General features: G+C 66.1%; 15 protein-coding genes and 1 rRNA gene. 6 read left to right on the forward strand and 10 right to left on the reverse strand.

What is annotated here, in order from left to right; genetic code table 11:
* Positions 1-13 precede the first annotated feature (13 nt).
* Positions 14-2,014, forward strand: a complete 2,001-nt coding sequence (locus tag ACIBCN_RS41015; RefSeq protein ID WP_396997801.1) for a maltotransferase domain-containing protein — start codon at positions 14-16, stop codon at positions 2,012-2,014.
* A 14-nt stretch (positions 2,015-2,028) separates the two neighbouring features.
* A complete protein-coding gene (gene glgB / locus ACIBCN_RS41020; protein ID WP_396997834.1) occupies positions 2,029-4,167 on the forward strand; it encodes a 1,4-alpha-glucan branching protein GlgB in 2,139 nt (712 codons plus the stop codon).
* A gap of 6 nt (positions 4,168-4,173) precedes the next feature.
* Here the strand turns inward: glgB and ACIBCN_RS41025 are convergent, their stop codons facing one another.
* The 3 genes from ACIBCN_RS41025 to ACIBCN_RS41035 form a co-directional block, all read right to left on the reverse strand.
* Positions 4,174-5,025: a tetratricopeptide repeat protein gene (locus tag ACIBCN_RS41025; protein WP_396997803.1), complete on the reverse strand. Its 852-nt coding sequence runs from the start codon at positions 5,023-5,025 to the stop codon at positions 4,174-4,176.
* A 61-nt stretch (positions 5,026-5,086) separates the two neighbouring features.
* Entirely contained in the window at positions 5,087-5,464 is a 378-nt protein-coding gene (locus tag ACIBCN_RS41030; RefSeq protein ID WP_396997805.1) for a DUF3817 domain-containing protein, read from the reverse strand.
* Positions 5,465-5,655: 191 nt separating this feature from the next.
* A complete protein-coding gene (locus ACIBCN_RS41035; RefSeq protein WP_396997836.1) occupies positions 5,656-6,822 on the reverse strand; it encodes an acetyl-CoA C-acetyltransferase in 1,167 nt (388 codons plus the stop codon).
* Between the two features lie 115 nt (positions 6,823-6,937).
* Between ACIBCN_RS41035 and mce the strand changes: the two genes are divergently transcribed.
* Together mce and ACIBCN_RS41045 are read left to right on the forward strand one after the other, a co-directional pair.
* A complete protein-coding gene (gene mce / locus ACIBCN_RS41040) occupies positions 6,938-7,399 on the forward strand; it encodes a methylmalonyl-CoA epimerase (RefSeq protein ID WP_396997838.1) in 462 nt (153 codons plus the stop codon).
* 86 nt (positions 7,400-7,485) lie between these two features.
* Positions 7,486-8,487 (forward strand): hypothetical protein, encoded by a 1,002-nt coding sequence (locus ACIBCN_RS41045; protein WP_396997807.1) that lies wholly within the window; start codon positions 7,486-7,488, stop codon positions 8,485-8,487.
* 241 nt (positions 8,488-8,728) lie between these two features.
* On the opposite strand, the gene ACIBCN_RS41050 is transcribed toward ACIBCN_RS41045, so the two are convergent.
* Positions 8,729-9,037: an ATP/GTP-binding protein gene (locus ACIBCN_RS41050; protein WP_396997809.1), complete on the reverse strand. Its 309-nt coding sequence runs from the start codon at positions 9,035-9,037 to the stop codon at positions 8,729-8,731.
* 261 nt (positions 9,038-9,298) lie between these two features.
* Between ACIBCN_RS41050 and ACIBCN_RS41055 the strand changes: the two genes are divergently transcribed.
* Both ACIBCN_RS41055 and nucS read left to right on the forward strand, forming a co-directional pair.
* Positions 9,299-10,015 (forward strand): rhomboid-like protein, encoded by a 717-nt coding sequence (locus ACIBCN_RS41055; RefSeq protein ID WP_396997811.1) that lies wholly within the window; start codon positions 9,299-9,301, stop codon positions 10,013-10,015.
* 37 nt (positions 10,016-10,052) lie between these two features.
* A complete protein-coding gene (gene nucS, locus ACIBCN_RS41060; RefSeq protein ID WP_396997813.1) occupies positions 10,053-10,739 on the forward strand; it encodes an endonuclease NucS in 687 nt (228 codons plus the stop codon).
* A gap of 10 nt (positions 10,740-10,749) precedes the next feature.
* Here the strand turns inward: nucS and rd are convergent, their stop codons facing one another.
* The 6 genes from rd to rrf all read right to left on the reverse strand — a co-directional run.
* Positions 10,750-10,917, reverse strand: coding sequence for a rubredoxin (gene rd / locus ACIBCN_RS41065; protein ID WP_396997840.1), 168 nt, complete (start codon positions 10,915-10,917; stop codon positions 10,750-10,752).
* A gap of 32 nt (positions 10,918-10,949) precedes the next feature.
* Positions 10,950-12,038 (reverse strand): fatty acid desaturase, encoded by a 1,089-nt coding sequence (locus ACIBCN_RS41070; RefSeq protein ID WP_396997842.1) that lies wholly within the window; start codon positions 12,036-12,038, stop codon positions 10,950-10,952.
* Positions 12,038-13,144, reverse strand: coding sequence for an SDR family oxidoreductase (locus ACIBCN_RS41075; protein WP_396997815.1), 1,107 nt, complete (start codon positions 13,142-13,144; stop codon positions 12,038-12,040). Before ACIBCN_RS41075 ends, ACIBCN_RS41070 begins: the two co-directional genes overlap by 1 nt.
* Positions 13,145-13,156: 12 nt before the next feature.
* Positions 13,157-15,415: an MMPL family transporter gene (locus ACIBCN_RS41080; RefSeq protein WP_396997817.1), complete on the reverse strand. Its 2,259-nt coding sequence runs from the start codon at positions 15,413-15,415 to the stop codon at positions 13,157-13,159.
* Positions 15,416-15,521: 106 nt separating this feature from the next.
* Positions 15,522-16,160 carry a hypothetical protein gene (locus tag ACIBCN_RS41085; RefSeq protein WP_396997819.1) on the reverse strand — a complete coding sequence of 213 codons (639 nt, stop codon included), beginning with the start codon at positions 16,158-16,160 and terminating at the stop codon, positions 15,522-15,524.
* Between the two features lie 449 nt (positions 16,161-16,609).
* Positions 16,610-16,697 (reverse strand): 5S ribosomal RNA (rrf, locus tag ACIBCN_RS41090); the annotation flags it as partial.

Consider the following 16,697-nt stretch of genomic DNA (forward strand, 5'->3'; position numbering starts at 1 on the left):
GTAGGTTGGGACCGTGACCGGCCGCATCGCAATCGATGACACTGCCCCGTCCATCGCAGGCGGTCGGCCCGCCAAGGCCGTCGTCGGGGAGGTTTTCCCGGTGCGCACCGTGGTGTGGCGAGAGGGGCACGACGCTGTCGCGGCCACGCTGACCGTTCGCGGGCCCAACTCCGCGCGCCCGATCCGGATCCGGATGGCACCCGATCTCGAGCCGGACGTGTTCAACGCCACCTTCACCCCAAACCTGCCCGGCGCCTGGACCTACCGCATCGAAGGCTGGAGCGATCCGATCGCGACCTGGCGCTCGGCGGTGGAGGCGAAACTCGCGGTCGGGCAGAACGCCGCCGATCTGAACAACGACCTCGAGATCGGGGCCCGCCTGTTCGACCGGGCCGCGCAGGCGGTGCCGAAGAAGCAGTTCGAGCGGTTACGCGCCGCGGCCGCCGCATTGCGTAGCGACGAGCAGCTGCCGGCCAGGGTGGCACCGGCGTTCGCCGAGGAGATCAGCGAGATACTGCGCGCGACACCGTTGCGCGACATGGTGACTCGCGGCCCACAGCACACCGTGCAGGTGGAACGGCAGCGCGCGCTGTACGGCTCCTGGTACGAATTCTTCCCCCGTTCCACCGGCGGCCGGGACAAGGCGGGCAAGCCGATCCACGGCACCTTCGCCACCGCGGCAAAGGAATTGCCGCGCATCGCCGCCATGGGCTTCGACGTGATCTACCTGCCGCCGATCCATCCGGTCGGTGCGGTGAATCGCAAGGGCCGCAACAACACCCTCGTCGCCGAGCCGGGCGAGGTGGGGTCGCCGTGGGCGATCGGCTCGAAGGACGGCGGGCACGACGCCGTGCATCCGCTGCTCGGTACCGCCGAGGACTTCGCCGAATTCGTCGACACCGCAGCGCAACTCGGCCTCGAGGTGGCCCTCGATCTGGCGCTGCAGTGCGCGCCCGACCATCCGTGGGTCGCCACCCATCCGGAGTGGTTCACCACCCTGCCCGACGGCACCATCGCCTTCGCCGAAAACCCGCCGAAGAAGTATCAGGACATCTACCCGGTCAACTTCGACAACGATCCCGACGGCCTGTACGCCGAGGTGCTGCGCGTGGTCCGGCATTGGATCGCGTTGGGCGTCAAGATCTTCCGGGTCGACAACCCACACACCAAGCCCGCCGACTTCTGGGAGTGGCTGATCGCCACGGTGCGCCGCACCGACCCGGACGTGCTGTTCCTCTCCGAGGCGTTCACCCGCCCGGCCAGGCTGTACGGGCTGGCCCGCCGCGGCTTCAGCCAGTCCTACACGTATTTCACCTGGCGCGTGGCGAAGTGGGAGCTCACCCAGTTCGGCGAGGAACTGGCGGCCAAGGCGGACGAGGCCAGACCCAACCTGTTCGTCAACACCCCCGACATCCTGCACGAGAGCCTGCAGCACGGCGGCCCCGGCATGTTCGCCATCCGCGCGGTGCTCGCCGCGACCCTCGGGCCCAGCTGGGGCGTGTACTCGGGTTTCGAGCTGTTCGAGCATCAGGCGGTCCGGCCGGGCAGCGAGGAATACCTGGATTCGGAGAAGTACGAGTTGCGCCCGCGCCCGTTCGCCGAGGCGCTGGCGCGCGGGGAATCGTTGGAGCCGTGGATCACTCGGCTCAACGAGATCCGCCGCGCGCATCCGGCACTGCAGCAGTTGCGCTGCATCCACTTTCACCACGTCGACAACGACTCGCTGATCGCCTACTCGAAGGTCGATCCGAGCGGCGGCGACGCGGTGCTGGTGGTGGTGAATCTGAATCCGTTCGCCGCTGAGTGGGGCATGGTCTCGCTAGACCTGCCCGCCATCGGCCGCGAATGGCACGACCATCCGGTGGTGCACGACGAGGTCAGCGGGGAGGAATACCACTGGGCCCAAACGAATTACGTGCGGCTCGACCCGTCGATATCGGTCGCGCACATCCTCACCCTGCCACCGGTCGCGCAGCAGGCACGCACCGAACTCGCGTATCGGAGCACACTGTGAAACGCCGGGATCTGATGCTGTTGGCCGCGGGCACGCACGGTGACCCGCACACCGTGCTCGGCGCGCACCCGCATCCGGACGGCACCGAGATCAGTGTGCTTCGCCCGCACGCGGATTCGGTCGGTGTCCGCGTCGGCGGCACCGACCATCCACTGAAGTCGTTGGGGCACGGCATTTTCGCCGCGGTGCTCCCCTACCCCGACCTGATGGACTACCGCATCCGCACCACCTATCCAGGAGGCCAGACCATTCTCTCCGCCGACGGCTACCGATTCCTGCCGACGGTCGGCGAACTGGACCTGCACCTGATCGGCGAGGGCCGCCACGAGCGCCTGTGGGATGTGCTCGGCGCGCACCCGCGCCACTACACCACCCTCGACGGCGACGTGGACGGCACCTCGTTCGCGGTGTGGGCGCCGAATGCCCGCGGCGTCACCGTGATCGGCGATTTCGACGGCTGGAGCGGGACCGCCGCCCCGATGCGCGCGCTCGGCTCGTCCGGCGTGTGGGAGGTGTTCGTGCCCGGAGTCGGGCCGGGCACCAAGTACAAGTTCCGCGTGCACGGCGCCGACGGCCGCACGATGGACCATGCCGACCCGATGGCGTTCGCGACCGAACTGCCGCCCGCCACCGCGTCGGTGGTGACCGAGAGCCACTACGTCTGGCAGGACCGGGCGTGGCTCGATACCCGCGCGTCCACCGATCCCACCCAGGCGCCGATGAGCGTCTACGAGGTACACCTCGGTTCCTGGCGTCCCGGCCTCGGCTATCGCGAATTGGCCGACCAGCTGGCCGATTACGTGCAGGCGGCGGGATACACCCACGTCGAACTGCTGCCCATCGCCGAGCACCCCTTCGGCGGCTCGTGGGGCTACCAGGTCACCTCGTATTACGCGCCCACCGCGCGCTTCGGCTCCCCGGACGACTTCCGCGCGTTCGTCGATCGGCTGCACACAGCGGGCATCGGCGTGCTGCTCGACTGGGTGCCCGCGCACTTCCCGCGCGACGAATGGGCGCTGGCGCGCTTCGACGGCACCCCGCTCTACGAGCACCCGGACCCGCGCCGCGGCGAGCAACTCGACTGGGGCACCTACGTTTTCGACTTCGGCAGGCACGAGGTGCGCAACTTCCTGGTGGCCAACGCGCGCTACTGGATCGAGGAATTCCACATCGACGGCCTGCGCGTCGACGCCGTCGCCTCCATGCTGTACCTGGATTACTCACGCCCCGAAGGGGGTTGGGAGCCCAACGTGCACGGCGGCCGGGAAAACCTGGAGGCCGTCGACTTCCTGCAGGACCTCAACAACACCGTGCACCGCCACCATCCCGGCGTGGTCACCATCGCCGAGGAATCCACCAGCTGGCCCGGCGTGACCCGCGGCACCGACGTCGGCGGCCTCGGCTTCACCATGAAGTGGAACATGGGCTGGATGCACGACACCCTCGGCTTCCTGCAGCGCGACCCGATCCACCGCTCCTGGCACCACAACGAGATCACCTTCTCGGCGGTGTACGCGTGGAGCGAGAACTTCGTGCTGCCGATCAGCCACGACGAGGTGGTGCACGGCAAGGGCACCCTCTGGACCAGGATGCCCGGCGACGATTTCGCCAAAGCCGGTGGCGTGCGGGCACTGCTGGCCTACATGTGGGGCCATCCCGGCAAGCAGCTGCTGTTCATGGGTCAGGATTTCGGCCAGTTCCGCGAGTGGTCACACGACCGGGGGCTGGACTGGCAGGAGCTGGAAAACCCACTGCACCAAGGGATTACCACCGCGGTGCGCGACCTCAACGCGGTCTACCGCGCCCATCCCGCGCTGTGGAGTCAGGACACCACCCCGGGCGGCTACTCGTGGATCGAGGCGAACGACCAGGCGAACAATGTGCTGGCGTTCCTGCGCTACGGGTCGGACGGATCCGTGGTCGCGTGCGTGTACAACTTCTCCGGCTCGGTGCACGGCGAGTACCGGGTGGGCCTGCCCTTCGCCGGGCAGTGGACCGAAATCCTGAACACCGATGCCGCCGAATACGGCGGCTCCGGCATCGGAAACCTGGGCGCCGTCAAGGCCACTGACGAAGGCTGGCACGGTCGCCCGGCCTCCGCCACGATCGCGTTGGCCCCGAACAGCGCCGTCTGGTTGGCCCCGAACAGCTGACCCGGCTCAGTACAGCGCGGCGGCGAGCTTACGACGCGCGGCGACCACGAACGGCTCGGCCTGATCGAACAATTCGAAGAGTTCGAGCAGCCGGGTGCGCGCCTTGGTGCGCTCGTCGCCCGCCGAGCGCTTGACCACCCCGATGAGGCGATCGAACGCGGCCTCGGGCTGCTGGTTGAGCATCTCCACGTCGGCGGCGTCGAGGGCGGCGTCCACATTGCCGGGATCGGCGTCGGCGGTCGCGATCGCGGCCTCCGTAAGCCCCTGCGCACGACCGAGGAACCGCAGCTGACGCAGCGCGCCCTTGGCCTCCTCGTTGCCCGGCTCCGCGGCGATGATCGCCTCGTAGGCGGCCTCGGCACCGGCGTAGTCACCCTGCTCCAGCGCCGTCTCCGCGGCAACGAAGCGGGGATCCTCCGGCGCCTCCTCGGGCTCCTCGCCGCCGGGCAGCTTGCCCGCCACCGCGTCGATGACCGCGCTCAGCCACTGCCGAACCTGCGCCTCCGGCTGCGCGCCCTGGAAGTCGGCGAGCGGCTGGCCGCCGGCGACCGCGATGACGGTCGGGATGCCCTGCACGCCGAACGCCTGCGCGATCCGCATGTTGGACTCGGCCTCGACGGTGGCCAGGTCCCAGGCGCCGCCGTTCTCGTCGACCAGCCGCTCGAGCGTCCGGACCAGCTCGACGCTGCCCGGGCTGCGCTGCGAGTACAGCGCGACGACCACCGGCACCTGCACCGAGCGGCGTAGCACCTTGGTCTCGAAGTTCGCCTCGTCCACCGCGTAATCGCCACCACCGGCCGCGGCGGGTGCGCCTGCGGGCGGTTGCTTCAGAACGGAGAGATCAACTGCCCCGGACATGGCGGCGACAGCGGCTGGCGAAGGACGGCGTGCGGCAGGTCGAGTCACGGTTTCCAGTTTGTCACGACGTCGCGGCGGCCGGGGCTCCGGAGTCGGCAGAAACCGCGTTGCTCAGCTCACCGAGCTTGCCCGAACGGACCGCCCAGAGCTCGAACAGCACGGTGCAGAACGGCGGGATGCTGGACACCAGCGCGAGCACCGTGGTCTTCGCGGCCCAGCCGAGCTCACGCGAGGCCACGATGGTGGCGATCACGAACAGCACGAAGATGATGCCGTGCGTCATGCCGAACACCTTGACCGGCCACAGCACCGGCTCGGGGAGGCGCTTGAACACCATGCCGGCGATCAGGAAAACCCAGGAGATCGCCTCGAGCACCGCGATGAAACGAAATCGCTTTGCGACAGTACTCAGGTCGAAGACATTGCCCATGCGCACCATTGTGCCGCATGCACTACGACGTGTCGTAGTGGGACGAGTCACATCGAGTGGGCGCTACTCGACATCGCGGCGACCACGCTCCGTCGTCGCGGCGAAAGCCGCAATCAGGACACAACTTTCGCGCCGGAGACACCGCAGCCTCCGCGAAAGGTAGTCGCGGAGGCTGCGGCGAGAAACTCGGTTGCGCGGGCCTACACCCGAACGATCAGCGCATCACCTTGGCCGCCACCGCCGCACAGCGCGGCAGCGCCGACACCGCCACCGCGGCGCTTCAACTCGAGCACCAGGTGCAGCAGGATGCGCGCGCCGGACATGCCGAGCGGGTGCCCGATCGCGATCGCCCCACCGTTGACGTTCACCTTCGCCGGATCGATACCCAGCTTGCGGGTGGACGCGACGCCGACCGCCGCGAACGCCTCGTTGATCTCCACCAGGTCCAGGTCGGCAGGCGAAATGCCTTCGCGCGCACAGGCCTTCGCGATGGCGTTGGCCGGCTGGTCCTGCAGCGTCGAATCCGGTCCCGCGACAACGCCCGCGGCCCCGATCTCGGCGATCCAGCTCAGCCCCAGCTCCTCGGCCTTGGCCTTGCTCATCACCACCACCGCGGCGGCACCGTCGGAGATCTGCGACGCGGTGCCCGCGGTGATCGTGCCGTCCTTGCGGAACGCGGGGCGCAGCTTGGCAAGCGACTCCGCGGTGGTGTCGGCGCGGATGCCCTCGTCGGCGGCGACCACCAGCGCGTCACCCTTGCGCTGCGGCACCGAGACCGGGACCACCTCGTCGTCGAAGACGCCGTTCTTCCACGCCGCCGCCGCGCGCTGATGCGAGGCCGCCGCGAACGCGTCCTGCTGCTCCCGGGTGACCGGCTCGGTGTCGTTGCGCTGTTCGGTCAGCGCGCCCATCGGCTGGTCGGTGAAGATGTCGTGCAGGCCGTCGTAGGCCATGTGGTCGCGCAGCGTGACGTCGCCGTACTTGAAACCCTCGCGGCTCTTCTCGAGCAGATGCGGGGCCTGGCTCATCGACTCCTGGCCGCCCGCGACGACGATCTCGTACTCGCCGGCCCGAATCAGCTGGTCCGCCAACGCGATCGCGTTGATTCCGGACAAACAGACCTTATTCACTGTGAGCGCGGGCACATCCATCGGAATGCCCGCGGCCGCGGCCGCCTGCCTGGCCGGAATCTGGCCCGCGCCCGCGGTGAGCACCTGGCCCATGATCACGTAGTCGACCTGCTCGGGCGCGACGCCGCCCTTTTCCAGCGCGGCCTTGATGGCGAAGCCGCCGAGATCGGAACCGCTGAAGTCCTTGAGGCCGCCGAGCAGCCGACCGACCGGGGTACGGGCACCGGAGACGATCACAGTAGTCACGACAAGCCTCGCTTCTTGTTTCGCAGGATTCCGTACTCCACGGTAACCGCTACACCCAAGTTGCCTGTACGCAGGTAACGGCTACCTTCGAGTGGTGAGCAACGTTATGGATTCGTCCGATTTCATCCCCGCGGACTACGTCGTCGCCATCGACCACGTCGGTGTCGCCGTGCCCGACCTGGATGTCGCGGTTGCCTGGTATGCCGAGAATCTCGGCATGATCGAGACCCATCGCGAGGTCAACGATGCCCAGGGCGTGCACGAGGCGATGCTGTCGCTGCCCGGCGCCCCCGACCGAGGGACTGCCCTGCAGTTGCTGGCTCCGCTCAACGAGGAGTCGACCATCGCCAAGTTCATCGACCGTAACGGACCGGGCCTGCAACAACTGGCGTACCGCGTCACCGATCTCGATGCGGTCTGCGCGCACCTGCGCGCGCGGGGCCTGCGTTTGCTGTACGAGGGCGCGAGGCCTGGAACAGCGGATTCCCGCATCAATTTCATCCATCCGAAGGATGCTGGCGGTGTGCTGATCGAGTTGGTCGAGCCGAACGCGAATGTTACGCACTAGTATCAAGATCGGGCGGGCAAAACTCTTCGGAATCACATTCGCGGTCGAGTCACCATCAGGTCTCTGTAGGCTGTAGTTTGTGTGCCATGTCGTCACCTGAGTCCGATCGCAATCGCTTCGTTGCACTGCCCTTCACCGTTGTGCGCAAGGGTTATGCGCAAGACGAGGTACGCAACTACTTCGACCGCTTCGACGCCGAACTAAGGGTCACCGCTACCGACCGGGATGCTGCTGCGGCACAAGCCCGTAACCTCGCGAGCCAGCTCGAGGATGCGCGTGACGAGATCGACGAGCTCCGCAAGGAGGTCGACCGACTCTCGGTGCCGCCCACCACCGCGGAAGGCATGTCCGACCGCATCTCCCGGATGCTGCGACTGGCCTCCGACGAGGCCTCCGAGGTCCGTGCCCTGGCACAGGCCGAGGCCGCGGAGATGGTGTCGATCGCGGAGCAGCAGGCCACCGAGATGCGTGGCAAGTACGAGTCGTTGCTGGCCGAAACCAAGGAAAAGCGCGAGGCGCTCGAGATCGAGTTCGAGCAGACCCTGGCCAACGCGCGCACCGAGTCCGCCAAGATCATCGAGGCCGCGCAGGCCGAGGCCGACCGCCTCGGCAAGGAAGCCGATGCCAAGCGCAAGGCGACCCAGCAGGACTTCGAGGTCACCATGGCCGAGCGGCGCACCAAGCTCACCCGTGCCATGGAGGAGCTGGAGGCCACCAGCCGCGCCGAGGCCGCACAGCGAATCAAGGACGCGACCGACGAGGCCAACCGCCTCATCACCTCCGCGACCCAGACCTCCGAGCGCAAGATCGCGCACGCGAAGGAACTGGCCGAGGAGATGCGCGTGCTGCGTGGACGCGTGCTCGCCCAGCTGCTCGGCATCCGCGGCCAGCTCGACTCGGTGCCCGCGATGCTCGCCGCGGTCAACCGGGAAAGCGAACTGCTGGACGGTGTTCCGGATCAGCGCAAGTCGATCGGCAACAGCACCAAGCAGGTCTCGGGCTCCAGCCGCAAGGCCATCCCCGAGGTTGCCTCCGAGGAAGACGACATCGTCGACGAGGAGCGCGAGAACGCCGACATCAGCAACTAGCTGGCCCGCCTCTCCGCGTATTCAGGCCAGATCGAGGTGCGACAGACGTACGTCGGCGGCCGGCGGTGATGGGTCAGGCTGAGTCAGCCGGTCCCCGGTGAGTTACTCATGTACTCACCAAATCAGTTGTCGTGTTACCGAATTCGTCCGAAGGCCGCCCCCTTGGGGGCGGCCTTCCCTCTTTTCCGGGGGCGACGGGCAATGCTTACCCGGAATCGACGCCACCAACCGGACGGCACAGCTACGACCAGCGTCGAGTGATTCCACGAGTCTGGCGGCCGTTCCAGCAACCGCGGTGCCAGTGCCTGCGATCGTCCTCGCCGCCGTCGGCGGGCCAGGCGACGATGTGGGCGACGCCCTGGACGATCTCGTGGTCGCACCCCGGGCAGCGGTAGATCTTCACCGCACGGGCGCCTGGGATGGTGCGAACGATGTATGTCTCGTCACCGCCCGGCCCGGCCTCGGTCCGGCCGAACACATCACCGAGCGGTGCGCCGCCCGTCCGCGAGCGGCCTGTTTGACCGTCTGCGCGCGGTTTCCGACGAGGCATGCTCCCAGACTATTACTCCGGCCGAAGGTGCCCCGGAACGGCCGGTGCGCCGCTGGAACCGAGGCCCGCGCCGAGACTGCCTGGTCAGCTCGTTCACCCTGCCGAGATCCGCGCGATGTGGCACAGTGGGGCACCGCCGTTATACCGATCTCGATGTGCACCGGCGATCAGTTTCGCAGCAATTTCACAGGGAATACCCTGATCAAGCGCAGCAGCGGACTCGATCATGGATGAGACACCGCACAGAACACGGAGGTACGCATGGCCGTCGCCACGACCACGGACGACCTGACAACGGTCGTCAGTTCTCGCTGGTGGCGACCGAGGGTGCCCGCGACCGTCGGCTACCTGGCCGCGCTCGTCCTCGTCACGTCGATCTTCTCCGCCTTGAGCGACTCGGCCCAGTCGAAGGTGGTGCTGCACGCCAGCACCAATCTGCACAACCTGCTGCAAGGGCGCGTCGTCACCCTGCTGTCCAGCGCGCTGGTCATCGGCGACGTCGGCACCGCGTGGCTGATCATGCCGTTGCTCGCCTGTCTGCTCGGGCTCGCCGAGCTGCGCTTCGGCGCGCTGCACATGGTGCGCGTCTTCCTGGCCGGCCACATCGGCGCGACGCTGCTCGTGGCCGGCGGGCTCTGGGTGGCCGTCGAATTCGACTGGCTGCCCGCGAGTGTGCGCTGGAGCGAGGACGTCGGCATCAGTTACGGCTCGATGGCGTTGATCGGCGCCCTGGTCTTCGTGGTGCCGAATCGGCTGCGGATCGCCTGGGCCGCAGTGTGGTTCGCGGCCGCGATCGGCGGCGTGCTGCTCGGGCAGACCTTCACCAACGTCGGCCACCTGCTGGCCTTCGGCATCGGCTCGGCCGTCGGCTACGGCATGATCCGCACCAAGACCCCGGTCACTCGTCGATTCACCCGGGTCGAGCAGGCACTGCTCACCACCAGCGCGATACTGGCCGCGGCGATCCTGTTGGGCTGACGACAAGCTCTCGCACCCGGTCACCTACAGTGCTTGGGTGCGCCTAGTGATTGCTCGCTGTCAGGTCGACTACGTAGGGCGACTCACCGCCCATCTCGCGATGGCCCGCCGCTTGCTCTTGGTGAAAGCGGACGGCTCCGTCCTCGTGCACTCCGACGGCGGCTCCTACAAGCCGTTGAACTGGATGAGCCCGCCGTGCTGGCTGGAAGAGCGCGGCGCCGACGACATCCCCGAGGGCGCGAAGGCGCTCTGGGTCGTCACCAACAAGGCCGGCGAGGAACTCCGCATCACCATCGAGGACATCGAGCACGACTCCTCGCACGAACTCGGCATCGACCCCGGCCTGGTGAAAGACGGTGTGGAGGCCCACCTTCAGGTGCTGCTCGCCGAACACGTCACTACCCTCGGCGCCGGCTACACCCTCGTCCGCCGCGAGTACATGACCGCCATCGGCCCGGTCGACCTGCTCTGCCGCGACGCAGGCGGCGCCACCGTCGCGGTCGAGATCAAACGCCGCGGCGAGATCGACGGCGTCGAACAGCTCACCCGCTACCTCGAACTCCTCAACCGCGACCCGCTACTCGCCCCCGTAGCAGGCGTTTTCGCGGCCCAGCAGATCAAGCCGCAGGCCCGCACCCTCGCCGAGGACCGCGGAATCCGCTGCCTCACACTGGATTACGACGCCCTGCGCGGCACCGAAAGCACCGAATTCCGGTTGTTCTGACGCCGCGGCGTCAGTCCTCGTACGGAACGAAGTCCGCTTTGCGCGCGCCACACACCGGGCACACCCAGTCGTCGGGGATGTCGGCGAAGGCTGTGCCCGGTTCGATCCCGCCGTCCGGATCACCCTCGGCGGGGTCATAGATCATCCCGCAGGTGACACAAATCCATAACTGTACGATTGTCGACTGCTGGACCGCCGCAACGTGATCCGTCATACCTCTACCGGTCCTGTCGTCGAGGCGGCGAGCCCGAATCGGTTGGCGCGGCGGAAGGTGCCGAAATCGTTGAATCGGACGCCGTGCGTACGCAGGATCACCTGACATTCGGCTCTGATCGCCTCGCGGACGTAGAACGGGTCACGCACGAGGAAGTGGTGAATGGCATGGGTGCCACCGAAGTTGAAACACAACGCGTGCACCGGCCACAACCACTTGGCGGTCCAGACCTGGGTCTGCTGCAGGACATTGTGCGGCTCGACGTCACCGTAGTAGTGCATATTCGAACTGACGAAATGCAGGCAGAACGTACGGATCATGTTGGGGGCCAACAAGGTCACGGCTACGACATCTAATGCGTGATGCACGCTCGGATAGGCGATTTGGCCGCCGAAGAACTCGTAGAGATGAACACCGATCGTGAGGTACCAGAGCCCGTAGTGCACCGCACTGAGCGGGAAATAGCCGAGCGGCGTCGCGACGGCGAGGCGGCGAGCTTCCTCGGGATCCCGAGCCGCCTGCGCCACATACGCATGGACGAGCCGCCGCATATGAAACGGCCGCAACGCGTACCCGAGCATGGTGTCCAGCAGGCCGAGCAGACGATGGCCACCCCACCGTTGCCCGTTGGTGATACCTCGCTCTTCCAGATCGGAGTCGGTCCCCGACACGTCGTGATGATGCAGATGCAAGCGGCGCCGGACCCAGGGGTTGATGGTGCTCGGCCGAAACAGCCAGACACTCAACATCATCGAGTTGTGCACCCACTTGTTCGTCCGGAAATACATCGAGTGGATGAGGTCATGCTCGATTTCATGCAGCAGCGACAACCAGAAAGCGGTCATCAATATCGTTGCCCACCAAGGTAATACGCCCCTTGTGTAGAGCACGGCATCGCCCAGCACGCCGACGCCGGCCATCGTGAAGATCGCCATCCCGACAGCGCTCTGATGGCGGTCGATCCACTCGTGCTCCGCTCGCCAACGATCACCGACCTCGATGATCTGCTGCCGGATCGAAGCGATTCGATCAGCATCGTCCTGCGCGAGATTGCGTTCGCCGGGCAGACGATTCGCGAGTCGCATCACGCGGCCCTCGCCTCATCCGCAAGCCCGGCATGGTCGATATACCAGCCGAGCAGCGCACCGAGATAGTCCACGTCCATCGGGAAATCAATGGGCGCCCCGTAGCGTTCGGCGACGTCCTGTGCGAAGAACTTGGCTCGGTCGACATGCGGGGCGTAGAACTGCAAAGTGTTGTGGAATCTGCGTTCGATCGGCGTGAATCCCGCTGTGCAGGTGACATATTCCGGTTCAGTAACGCCGACCAGCGACAACACGGCCGACAGGATCTCACGCAACGTAGGTGCCGATCCGTTCGTCAGGTGGATGATGTCGGCCACGAAACCCGGACGCATGGACAGCGAAACGGCCTGCCGCACCAACAGATCGACCGGAACGAGGTTGATCTGCGCCGCCGGGTCGGCCTGTATCCGCCGCTGCCGCATGACGAAGTTCGGACCGAACACCTTCTCGGTGCGCCGCTTGAACCGCAACGCCTCCCGGGTCAATCCATAGAGGCCGGTGAAACTGGTGGCTGCGTACGTCTCGCTGTGCCCCACCACGATGCTCGGACGCCAAATTCGTGTCTGCATCGAATCTCGTTTGGAGACAGCATATTCGGCCAAAGTCTTGCTGAGTTCATACTGATTGTTGGGGCTGACGTCTGCGGGCACGGCCGATTCCGTGAGCATCCCCGTTGCGGTACCTGCCACATACGCGGTGCTCATGTAATTGAACCTGGCGACGCCGAGCCGCTCGGACAGGTCGAGTAGGCGAGCGGTGCCGTCCACGTTCACCGCGAAGATTTCATCCCGGCTCCGGTCGTCGAATTTGAGTGACGCCGCGCAGTGCCATACCTCCGAGATCTCGTTGGCAGGCAACTGCGCGGCGACCTCGGCCGACCGCAGATCACCGGCGACGACGTGCAGCCGGTCGCGCTGCCGAGCCACGAAATCCGGTTCGTATCCATATGATTCGGCCGCGTTCTGCAGGGCAACGCGGCAACGGTCCGCGCCGGTCCCGGAATCTCGCACCAGTAGATGGATGGGTGCGTCCGTCGCCGTCAACAGTTCCAGGGTGAGCGCGCCGCCGACGAACCCGGTCGCTCCGGTTACCAAATAGCCGGTCATGTCAGTCCTCATTCAGGGTGCTGGAACAGGATTCGCTACGAGCTCGGGACGCTCGGGTAGCGACCGTGGTACTGCGCCACGCCGCACGGCTGCGGGCAGCCGAGGAAACCACCAGTTCCATCGGCCCATGATCTGCATCAACGCGGGCACCAGGATGAGCCGGATCAACGTCGCGTCGATGATCAAGGCCACGGCGATCGCGAAGCCGAATGCCTTCAGGCCGTTGATCTGTGACACCAACAGACTGCCGAAGCCGACAGCGAGAATCACCGCCGCGAGCGTGATCGGCCGGCCGGTACTTTGCAGACCTATCGCGACCGAGCCGCGGTTGTCCCCGGTGACCAGGTACTCCTCCTGGATTCGGCGCACGAGGAAAAGCTCGTAGTCCGTGGACAATCCGAACAGCACCACGAAAACGATCAACGGCACTTGCGGCCAGATCAGCCCCTGGCTGACCAGACCGGACGCCTGGTCACCGACGTCCCGCTGGAACACCAGCACGGTGAGACCGAACGACGCGCCGGTCGCCAGCAGACTCATCAGGATCGCCTTCAACGGCAGTACCAGGCTGCGGAGCATGCAGGCCAGCACCGCGAACATCAGTGCCAGCACGCAACCGACCACCAGCCACAGCTTGGCTGACACCTCGCTGAGGATGTCGCTGATCAGGGCGCTCGGGCCGCCGACGTACCACTGGAGGCCGGGTGGCGCGGTCGTCGGCGCGATGTCCGCGCGTATCCGTCGAACCAGCTCGACAACTTTCGGGGAGGTGGGTAAGTGCTTCGGAATGGCGAGTACCGCGGTGACGTCGACGCCGTTGTCCATCTTCGATGCCGCGGCCACCTCCGGATCCGCGCGCAATGCCGCGAGTAGTGGCTCGGTATCCGGCTCGTCGGTGCCTGCGGGGCGGCTCAGCAGCATCGTGACCGTTGACCCCATACCGGGTACGTCACGGTCCGCGATGGCCACGCCGGTGAGGAACTGGGTGCCCGCCAGCGCTCGACTTTCCGCATCGAAGCCCAAGGTCATGCTCGGCATCGGGGTCGCGGTCAACAACAACCCCGCGGTAACGGCCACCGTGTACGGCCAAGGATGGCGCATCAGATGCTGCGCCCAGCGTGCCAGCCATCCGTGTGCGCCGCGGTCGTCGAGCGGAGCGCGCTTCGACACCCATCGGGGTTGCCACTCGACCCAGCGGGTCAGCGACACCAGAAGCGCGGGCAGCAGAGACATCGACGCCACCAGGGTGACCGCGATGACCACCATGATGCCGATGGCGGCCATGACGAAGATATGCCAGCGCAGCATGAACAGGGTCGTGCAGGCCAGCAGCAGGATCAGTGCCGAATACAGCACCGTCCGGCCGGTCGTCGACATCGCCGTCCTGATCGCCTGTTCCGGACCGGCTCCGGCCCCCAATTCCTCGCGGTAGCGGTTCGTCACGAAGAGCGCATAGTCGATGCCGATACCGAGCCCGGTCGCGTTCACTCCGATGAGGAGCATGCCGTCGATCGGGAACACCCCGCGCATCATGGTGAACAGCCCGAGGGTTGTCAGTACGGCGGCACCGGCGATAGCGAGCGGCACCGCCGCGGCGACCGGAGCCCGAAGACCCAGTAGCAGCACGACTATCGCGGCTGGCACCGCGACCAACTCGATGCGCGTCAGATCGGAGACTTCAGCCTTCTGCACCGCCTGGCCGAACGCCGAAGCACCGATCAGATAAGTTCGCACGGCGCCGCCCGAGGCTGCCCTGGTCGCCTGATCGATCGCTGCCTGCTCTACCGGAATAAGATCTTGGCGCTTCCGATCGTCACCCGAGATCCCGACGAGGATGTACGCGGTGTGCTCGTCGTGCAGCAGCGGGCGAAGGGGTTCCAGCGTCTCAGGCATCGCCGGCGTTGGCTTCGGATCACCGACCACTGGCAACAACACCGCTCCGGATATGCCGTCCTGGCTACCCATGGCCGCCATCGCGCCGTCGATCGCTGCCTGGAACGCTGGATCCATTGTCCGCAGGGTGTTCGAATGCAGCACAGCGCTCATCTGTTCGTTGCCGAACGACGGCATGCCCGCCCGCAATACCGCGCCGGCCTGCTGCGATTCCGAGCCGGCGACCTCGATCGGCGGCGAGGAGATCGACGCGAACAAACAAGGCAGGCCAAGCAGGCTGATAACTACCGCGATCAGCCAGGCCGCGAAGACTCGATACCGATACCGGGCCGCGAGCACCCCGAGCTGTGCCAACGGATCCCCGCGCCGGACGCGCATGTGCCACCTCTATGGATATCGGGACGAAAAGGCAAGAGACCAGGGCAAATTCACTGATTGCGCCGCGCCGCGCCGCGCCGATCGTCCGACGCGGCGCGGTCGACAACTAATCCGTATTCGCCGCGGCGATCTTCGTCACGGTGAACTTGCCGATCGGGACCGCATCGCACTTGCTCATCTTGAGGTCGGCGATTGTCGCCGTAGCGGTGACGGTATCGTCGGCGTCTTCACTGTCGTCACTCAGCTTGGTCGACGTCTTCGCTGTCGCTGGCTTCTTCCCGTCCAGTGGAACAGTCACAGTGACCGTGCCCACCTCGAAAGGCTCGGCCTCCTCGGCATCCGGATCCGCCTCGACACGTTCCTCCGCACCGTCATCGTTCTTGCCGGCCGCGACCAGAATGGGGGCCGTCAACACGCACGCGTTGTCCTTCTTCGTCAGCTTGATCGGCCCTGACTTACCGTCGCCTTTTTGCAGGCAATCCTCACCCTGCAGTGCTTTCGTCAAGGACCCGGACGCCACCACATCAGAGCCGTCCTTCTTGGTGGTGACCGAGCCCTCGCCACCGGAGCATGAACGGTTTTCCGGCTCAGATCCTTTTGCCATCGAGCCGGGAGCTGCGGCAATGCCGTAGGCGGCGGAAACAGCCATCAGACCTGCGGCCAGGTAGGCGATACGCCGAGTTCCCTGACGTCGATTACGTGCCGGACTCGCTGACTCGGATTCTTCTGTCCGTTCAATTGTCATCGCAAACCTTCCATCGACTGTGAGATCACTGGAACAGCACCCCCGCGGGTCTGTAACCCGGGACAGAGGTCGTCACGATCCTGCTGAAAGTCTGTGAAGATTGGACTGTGAGCAGAACCTACCATCCGGAATGGTCATCTATCATTCGTTGCCGGAGTGCGTCTGGATGGAACCAATTGGGCAGATGTGTTCAGGCACAAGGAGATCGGTCTATTGGTCGATAGACCAGTAGACGTCGCCCGGGCTGTGCTCATGGCGCGCCGATGGAACAAGTCGCGAAGAAAACGCAGACTGAAATTGGTTGCGCGGCGTCGGCCAGCTCGAGACCATAAGGGTGCGGATTCTGCGGAGCGGGGGCCGGTTGTGGGTTTCGGCGCGCGGATAGTTGGCGGATCGGTAGAAACGACGAAAGCCCCCCAGCGTGAGCTGGGGGGCTTTCATGAATGATGTTCCGGCGGTGTCCTACTCTCCCACACCCTGTCGAGTGCAGTACCATCGGCGCTGGCAGGCTTAGCTTCCGGGTTCGGAATGGGACCG

Origin of the sequence: Nocardia sp. NPDC051052 (genome assembly GCF_044456045.1) — a bacterium.
GTDB lineage: Bacteria > Actinomycetota > Actinomycetes > Mycobacteriales > Mycobacteriaceae > Nocardia.

Bases quoted from the DNA above. Each gene is read 5' to 3' on its own strand.
- ACIBCN_RS41075 (WP_396997815.1), bottom strand. From the start codon at position 13,144: ATGACCGGCTATTTGGTAACCGGAGCGACCGGGTTCGTCGGCGGCGCG.
- ACIBCN_RS41070 (WP_396997842.1), bottom strand. From the start codon at position 12,038: ATGCGACTCGCGAATCGTCTGCCCGGCGAACGCAATCTCGCGCAGGAC.
- mce (WP_396997838.1), top strand. From the start codon at position 6,938: ATGGATTCGTCCGATTTCATCCCCGCGGACTACGTCGTCGCCATCGAC.
- ACIBCN_RS41055 (WP_396997811.1), top strand. From the start codon at position 9,299: ATGGCCGTCGCCACGACCACGGACGACCTGACAACGGTCGTCAGTTCT.
- ACIBCN_RS41085 (WP_396997819.1), bottom strand. From the start codon at position 16,160: ATGACAATTGAACGGACAGAAGAATCCGAGTCAGCGAGTCCGGCACGT.
- ACIBCN_RS41025 (WP_396997803.1), bottom strand. From the start codon at position 5,025: ATGTCCGGGGCAGTTGATCTCTCCGTTCTGAAGCAACCGCCCGCAGGC.
- ACIBCN_RS41080 (WP_396997817.1), bottom strand. From the start codon at position 15,415: ATGCGCGTCCGGCGCGGGGATCCGTTGGCACAGCTCGGGGTGCTCGCG.
- glgB (WP_396997834.1), top strand. From the start codon at position 2,029: ATGCTGTTGGCCGCGGGCACGCACGGTGACCCGCACACCGTGCTCGGC.
- ACIBCN_RS41030 (WP_396997805.1), bottom strand. From the start codon at position 5,464: ATGGTGCGCATGGGCAATGTCTTCGACCTGAGTACTGTCGCAAAGCGA.
- ACIBCN_RS41050 (WP_396997809.1), bottom strand. From the start codon at position 9,037: ATGCCTCGTCGGAAACCGCGCGCAGACGGTCAAACAGGCCGCTCGCGG.
- ACIBCN_RS41045 (WP_396997807.1), top strand. From the start codon at position 7,486: ATGTCGTCACCTGAGTCCGATCGCAATCGCTTCGTTGCACTGCCCTTC.